The organism is Enterococcus diestrammenae, from assembly GCF_049384045.1.
Taxonomy (GTDB): domain Bacteria; phylum Bacillota; class Bacilli; order Lactobacillales; family Enterococcaceae; genus Enterococcus_C; species Enterococcus_C diestrammenae.
Window position 1 is genome coordinate 1 of the sequence record NZ_JBMRGR010000034.1, and the last position, 7,021, is coordinate 7,021.

The 7,021-nt window shown below is 44.3% G+C and carries 5 protein-coding genes; 4 read left to right on the forward strand and 1 reads right to left on the reverse strand.

What is annotated here, in order from left to right:
* Positions 1 to 1,043 precede the first annotated feature (1,043 nt).
* On the reverse strand, positions 1,044 to 1,688 hold the full coding sequence (locus ACO03U_RS13640) for a copper homeostasis protein CutC (protein ID WP_204688031.1): 645 nt from the start codon (positions 1,686 to 1,688) through the stop codon (positions 1,044 to 1,046).
* Positions 1,689 to 1,816: 128 nt separating this feature from the next.
* Here ACO03U_RS13640 and ACO03U_RS13645 point away from each other — a divergent pair, with 128 nt between their 5' ends.
* The 4 genes from ACO03U_RS13645 to recD2 all read left to right on the forward strand — a co-directional run bounded on the left by ACO03U_RS13645 (position 1,817) and on the right by recD2 (position 6,924).
* Entirely contained in the window at positions 1,817 to 2,671 is an 855-nt protein-coding gene (locus ACO03U_RS13645; protein ID WP_204688033.1) for a methyltransferase domain-containing protein, read from the forward strand.
* Between the two features lie 383 nt (positions 2,672 to 3,054).
* Positions 3,055 to 3,570, forward strand: a complete 516-nt coding sequence (gene trmL, locus ACO03U_RS13650; RefSeq protein ID WP_202625866.1) for a tRNA (uridine(34)/cytosine(34)/5-carboxymethylaminomethyluridine(34)-2'-O)-methyltransferase TrmL — start codon at positions 3,055 to 3,057, stop codon at positions 3,568 to 3,570.
* Between the two features lie 47 nt (positions 3,571 to 3,617).
* Positions 3,618 to 4,274, forward strand: coding sequence for a histidine phosphatase family protein (locus ACO03U_RS13655; RefSeq protein WP_204688035.1), 657 nt, complete (start codon positions 3,618 to 3,620; stop codon positions 4,272 to 4,274).
* Between the two features lie 46 nt (positions 4,275 to 4,320).
* Positions 4,321 to 6,924 (forward strand): SF1B family DNA helicase RecD2, encoded by a 2,604-nt coding sequence (gene recD2 / locus ACO03U_RS13660; protein WP_204688037.1) that lies wholly within the window; start codon positions 4,321 to 4,323, stop codon positions 6,922 to 6,924.
* Positions 6,925 to 7,021 lie beyond the last annotated feature (97 nt).

Genomic DNA, 7,021 nt, shown 5'->3' on the forward strand with positions numbered 1-7,021 from the left:
AACATCCAGTCCACAACAACGTTCGACAACGACTTCCATGTAAATCACTCCTCAAAAGTATTGAGTTGTGACAGATTTGCTTTGGAAAAATCGAAGAAATTTTATATACGTGCGCAAAGCGACAATTCGTTAGTCTCACAAAGCGAATCACTCGGTTTTTTATACGGGGAAGGCCACCAATAAACCGCTCGAGCTTGTGTCACTCCTCAAGTTCATTATAAGTGCTCCTTCGTTTTCAAGACAGCGTTAGAGGTTCGGCAAAATTTGCCGAACCTTATATGTTTTTTATAGACTAAGATATTATGAGTTTTAATCTATGTGACATTCTGTTTTACCAAGGTTTATAGCGAATTTCACACTATTTTTCGATGGTACAAAAATAGTGAAATTTAGCGACCTAGAAATTGAAATAGCTGTAGCTGGACCGGAAAATGCCAAACGTAAAACGTGTTTGGCATTGCAAGTTCATCTTAGCGGTTTCTGCTTAGATGTAACTGTATGCGCAAATGAACTTTTAGCTTTCCCTTGGAGCTTCAAACTTAGAGTAAGTGTCGCAAGCCGCCACCAACTCTAAGTACATTTGCTAGTCTTTCTTAGCGGTCTCTGCTTAGAAATGACTGTATGCGCAATGATTTTATAGCCATCTCACATCCTGTGAGCTACTGCTATTCAAATTTTATTACGCTAAATTTCACCATTTTTACGATAGACTCAGATGTAAAAATCATCGAATAACTTAAAACGAATAAGGATAAAAAAGTTTATCAAAAAAATCGGTTAGTCTTGCTGTAGGTGGATTTCTCGGGTAGTAGTGTCAAGAATGTCCGAGGGCTAAAGGAGCCTATCCCATACCGTTCACCTAAGCGGAAAACGCTAAGATGAGCTAGCAAAATGACAACCGTTTTTTGATTGGCATTTGCCGTTCCCACTACCACCCGAGGGATTCTCCGGAAGCAAGATTGGCCGACTTTTTTATAAGGCAGCGTTATCCGCTTATTTTTGGTTGAAATAGTTAAATAGTATTTTGTCTAGCTGAGAGGAAACTACTCTGCTAAATTAACAATCTTGGTACCGTGAGCTTCCTTGGCACCAAGTTCGGTAACGATTTGACCGACATTTTCATAAGTGATGCCAGCGCCGGGTAAAATCAGTAGGCGGCCAGCAGCATAGTTTGTCAATTCCTTCAGACGAGGAAGGTTGTCTAAGATATTGGTGCCCGCTGCGCCACCATGGGTCAAGATGCGATCGACGCCATGTCCTGCTAGCCAATCGATGGCTTCGAACTGTCGGGCTGCTGGAATACTATCAAAGGCCATGTGGAAAGTGATTTGTAAGCCTTCAGCGGTATCAATTAAAAGCTCCAAAGCTTCTTCGTCCAACCATCCACTGGGCGTCAGACAGCCAAAAACGACGCCATCGGTTCCCATTTTTTTAGCTTCGATTAGATCAGTATGCATGATTTTTAGTTCGATATCATTGTAAATAAAGTCTCCACCGCGAGGGCGAATCATCGTCATCACCGGCACATTTTTTTCGCCAGCATAGCTTAATACTTCCTCGATGACCCCGGTGGAAGGTGTGGTGCCACCGACTGCCAGATTGTCACAAAGTTCGATACGCTTCGCACCAGCATGGATGGCAGCGGGAATATCCGTATAGTTTTCGGCACAAAATTCTTTGATTAACATAAACTCACGTCCTTAAAAGTATAGTGATGAGGTTTGTCTTCTGTGTAGAATTCTAACATATCTCTGTGGTAAAGTAGAGGGCGAGGTAGCCGTGGCTGCTCGTGGTAGTCTGGAAAAGAGGTCAAAAAATGGAAAAGAAGATTGATTGGGGGAAACGCTTTGTGACAGAACAAGCGCAGTTGTTTCGCTGTCCCATCTGTCATGATTCAATGACAGCCAGCAACAGTGGCTTGCTGTGCCAAAACGGGCATCGTTTTGATGTCTCAAAAAAAGGGACGTTGTTTTTCTTAACCCATCAAGTGAAAACCGAATACGATCATGATATGTTTGCGGCAAGAGGACGGATGATTCAAAGTGGCATGTATCAGCCCCTCATGAAGCAGCTAGCAGATTGGTTAGGAACAGAGGGCACTGTTTTGGACGTGGGCTGTGGCGAAGGTAGTTTTCTCAATGCATTACTTGAGGAAATACCTCAACAGGCAGCTATTGGCTTTGATATTTCAAAGGCGGGGGTCTATCTAGCCACCCAACAACCTCAACCGGCTTTTTGGTGTGTGGCAGATTTGACGAATTTACCCTTTGCTGATGGTCAGCTGGATTGCGTGTTAAATATCTTCTCCCCGTCTAATTATCGGGAGTTTGCTCGGGTGTTGAAACCGGGGGGCCAATTATTGAAAGTGGTCCCAGGCCCCCGCTATTTGCAAGAATTGCGCCAAGCCTTCTACCCTGATGATGTCAGCAAGCAACAGTATTCCAATGAACCAGTTCTTAAAAAATTCACAGACTCTTACCCCCAGTATGAGGCGAAAGAAATAACCTATGAATTTGCCATTCCAGAAGCTAGACAGTTGGATTTGTTGGAGATGTCCCCTTTGGAATGGGGGGTTAGCCAGGAGCGGAAAAGGCAGGTTAAAGAACAACCACTGCGTAAAATTACAGTCGACTTACTGGTGCTTCGTGGGAAAAATTCGGCTTTTTTGTGAAGTTTTTAAGCTTTTCCTGTTGCAAAATCTCAAAATCGGTGATATAGTAACAACAAGTCATTTTTCATTGGTTTTTATCAGGTTCCTGTTCTGATAAAAGTTAGTGAAAAGAGCTTCACTAACGTATCAACTTGCCGTGCTTGACACCGAGTTGCTACGTTTTTTTTGTGTTTTCAGCAGGAGATTAGCTGCCGGCTAGTTACATGGCTTTGTGAGCAAGGTAGGTATTGATCGAAAGAAACTGGGCTAAAGCAGTAATCTTATGAAATTCTTGACAGGGAAAACACCTATCCCACAAGAAATTCTTGCGCATTTATGCTATAGTAAACAAAGAATTTTCGAGAACATCAGACCTTTTGATCCTCGACAGAAATGGAGTCTTGATTGTGAACCACATTGTGTTATTTGAACCTCAAATTCCCGCCAATACTGGCAATATCGCCAGAACTTGTGCAGCGACAAATACCTGGCTGCATTTGATTGAACCACTGGGCTTTTCCACCGATGATAAACATTTGAAGCGGGCCGGACTGGATTATTGGAATGCGGTAAATATCGCTTACTATCCAGATTTGGCGGCTTTTTTGACGTATCTGGAAAGCCAAGAAAAGGCCCAACTACATTTGATTTCCAAATTCGCGAATCAAGTCTATTCAGAGGCAAACTTCGCTGATGGTGGCGATCATTATTTTCTATTTGGGAAAGAGACGACTGGTTTACCCGAAGCGTTTATGCGGGAAAATGCGGAAAAATGTTTGCGAATTCCCATGAATGATGAACATGTCCGTTCCTTAAATCTCTCCAATACAGCGGCGATGATTGTCTATGAAGCGTTGCGGCAACAAGGGTTTCCTAATATGGAATTGACGCATCATTACGAACATGACAAATTGGATTAATTGAAAACACTGGATCTAGTGAGATTATCAAGAAAAGAGCGTATTTGATGGAACTTTATTTTACCCGCCATGGAAAAACTGAATGGAATTTGCAACGGCGCTTTCAAGGGATGCTAGGGGATTCCCCTTTGTTACCTGAGAGTCTTGAAGAGGTAGCTTTGTTAGGCAAACGCTTGGCAGAAGTCCCTTTTGAAGCCATTTATTGCTCCACATCAAAGCGGGCTAGGACAACGGCGGAAACCATTGCCAGCTACTTGATTAAGCCAGCGCCGATTCATTATACGGATGGCCTGCGGGAGTTAGGTTTGGGCTGTTTGGAAGGGCAACTGATTGACGAAGTGAGTGAGGAGCACCCGATTCAGTTGGATTATTTGCGTAATCGGCTAGATTTATATGATCCCCGGGCTTTTGCGGGAGAATCGATTCAAGATGCCTTGGCGCGGATTGAAACCGTGGTTGCTGATGCGGTGATGCAACACGAAGGCCCCTTATTGTTTGTCGGCCACGGTGCTTCTTTGACGGCTGCGATTCAATGGATAGCAGGCAAAGATTTGGCCCACCTACGAGAAATGGGCGGCTTAGTAAATAATAGCCTCACCATGATGGTGGCCCAAGAACCGCAAAAACTGACGCCTTATGATTTGGTTGTCTATAATGACGCTTCATTTTTAGGAGAAAGCGCCGGACGAGATGCATTGTTGTAGGAAATGAGCGGCAGTCATTACCGACTAAGGGAAAGGAGCGGCACCAATGTCAGGAACTCAAGGCACCATTGACGGCACTGTGGCCGCGATTTTTTATCAAAATGCGGGGAACTTTTTCAAGGTTCTCCTAATTAAAGTGGATGAAACGGATTTGGATTATCGGGAAAACGAAATCGTGATTACCGGTACCTTTGGGGATGTCCAAGAAGGAGAGGCATATCGTTTTACAGGAACGCTGGTGGAGCATCCGAAATATGGGTTGCAGTTAAAAGCCGATAGTTATCAACAAGCCCGTCCGACGTCAGCTGCTGGGTTGATTCAATTTTTCGCCAGTGACAAGTTTCCTGGTATCGGTAAAAAAACCGCCGAACGGATTGTGGATACTTTGGGAGAAGATGCCATCAGTCAGATGCTAGCCAATCCAACCCTGTTATCAGATATCCCGGGATTGACTCCCGCGAAGCAAGAGCTGATTTTGGAAACCGTCCGAGCCAATCACGGCATGGATCAAGTCATCGTCAGCCTTACCAAGTACGGATTTGGTAGCCAGCTGGCTTTTGCGATTTATCAGACATACAAAAACGAAACCCTCGATATTATTCACGAAAATCCCTATCAATTGGTGGAAGACATCGACGGGATTGGCTTTAAAAAAGCCGATCAATTAGCGGAGCAGCTGGGGATTGCGGCGGATTCGGTGCAACGCATGAAAGCTTGCGTGATGCATCAAATCAGCAACCACTGCCTGTCGTCAGGAGATACCTTTATTCCGGCCCAAGAGTTGCTAGAAGAATGCTTGGATTTGTTGGAAAGCAGTCGTCCAGTGGAACTTTCACCAGAACAGTTGGCCAACGCGATCATCCAACTGGTAGAAGAAGGGAAGATCCAACAAGAAGGGACCAATCTTTACGAGAACTCGTTGTATTTTGCCGAGTGGGGTGTGGCAAAATCGGTGGATCGTTTGTTGCAACGGAAAAAAGATATCACGTACGATGACAAACGTCTCAAAAAAGAACTGCGTAAAATCGAAAAAGAACTGTCGATAAGCTACGGTACCTCCCAAGAAGAAGCAATCTTTGAAGCAATTAAAGCTCCGTTATTTATTTTGACAGGCGGCCCGGGAACGGGGAAGACTACTGTCATCAATGGAATCGTCAAACTATTTGCAGCCTTAAATGATGTCGATCTCAGCCCTCATAATACTGGGACGGAGCTTTTTCCTATCAAATTAGCTGCTCCAACTGGTCGTGCGGCTAAACGCATGAATGAGACCACTGGACTGCCGTCAGGGACGATTCATCGTCTATTGGGTTTGACTGGACGGGAAAAGGCCCCTGCCGCCAGTGCCAAAGAGCTAAGTGGCGGGCTATTAATCGTGGATGAGATGTCCATGGTGGATACTTGGCTGGCGAACACGTTATTTAAAGCCATCCAAAACGATATCCAGGTAATCTTAGTAGGGGACAAAGATCAATTGCCTTCTGTTGGTCCCGGACAAGTCCTCCATGATTTGTTACACATCACTGAGATTCCCCAAAGAGAATTGACAGAGATTTATCGACAAGAAGATGGCTCAAGTATCATTCCCTTGGCCCATGAAATCAAAAATGGCCACCTACCTAAAAATCTGACAATCAATCAAAAGGATCGCTCCTTTTTTGCCTGTGAGACCCAGCAAATCGAACCGATTGTGGCGCAAATTGTCGGCAAGGCTAAAGCGAAGGGATTCACTCCACAAGATATTCAAGTGTTGGCTCCTATGTATCGCGGGCCAGCGGGTATCAATGCATTGAACAAAATGATGCAAGAAATTTTCAATCCTAAAGTTGGCAATAAAAAAGAAGTGCTCTTTAACGAAGTCGCTTATCGTATCGGTGATAAAGTACTGCAATTGGTTAATGATGCCGAACAAAACGTCTTCAACGGTGACATGGGGGAAATCGTAGGAATTACCTATGCCAAGGACTCAGAGGAGAAAACGGATGAGCTGACGATTCGATTTGATGCGGTGGAAGTGACCTATAAGCGCAATGAGTGGAATAAAATCACCCTCTCTTATTGCTGTTCCATCCATAAGTCCCAAGGTAGCGAGTTTAAGATGGTTATTTTACCCATGGTGCATCAATACCAGCGCATGCTTCAACGCAACTTACTCTATACGGCAGTTACCCGCAGCAAAGATTTACTGATTTTGCTAGGGGAGGTACGGGCTTTTGAGGTAGCGGTTAGCCATGAATCTGCTACCAGACGGACCACTTTGCAACAGCGAATCGCTGAGGCTTCTGGAATTACTCCAGCCTTGGTGCAAAAAATTAATCATTATGAAGATCAATTGGCAGATGAAGGACATACCGGCTTGGTGACTTCCTTGCCTTTAGCTAAAGAGCATGTGGCAGTCAGGACCGAGTCTACTGAAAAAAACACTACAACCTCTGAAACCAAAGAGATTTCACCAACGGCTGCGGTAGTAGAAACGAGTACCGAACCCTCCGTTGCTGCTAGTCAAACAGTAACAGACTCAGGAGCAGCCTCTGTCATTGAGGAAGCACCGCCATATTTGACCCCAGCACTGCTTCAAGCGGGTACCGTTGACCCGATGATTGGAATGAAGGATATCACGCCTTATCAGTTTATGGAAAAAGCTAAATAAAAAACCGGACTGGCAAAATTGGAAGCTGCTGAAAAAGTTAAATAACTTTGGCTACATAAAACAAAATTTGTTTTATGTAGTTTTTTTTTCTTCATTT

Bases quoted from the DNA above. Each gene is read 5' to 3' on its own strand.
- ACO03U_RS13640 (WP_204688031.1), bottom strand. From the start codon at position 1,688: ATGTTAATCAAAGAATTTTGTGCCGAAAACTATACGGATATTCCCGCT.
- ACO03U_RS13645 (WP_204688033.1), top strand. From the start codon at position 1,817: ATGGAAAAGAAGATTGATTGGGGGAAACGCTTTGTGACAGAACAAGCG.
- ACO03U_RS13655 (WP_204688035.1), top strand. From the start codon at position 3,618: ATGGAACTTTATTTTACCCGCCATGGAAAAACTGAATGGAATTTGCAA.
- recD2 (WP_204688037.1), top strand. From the start codon at position 4,321: ATGTCAGGAACTCAAGGCACCATTGACGGCACTGTGGCCGCGATTTTT.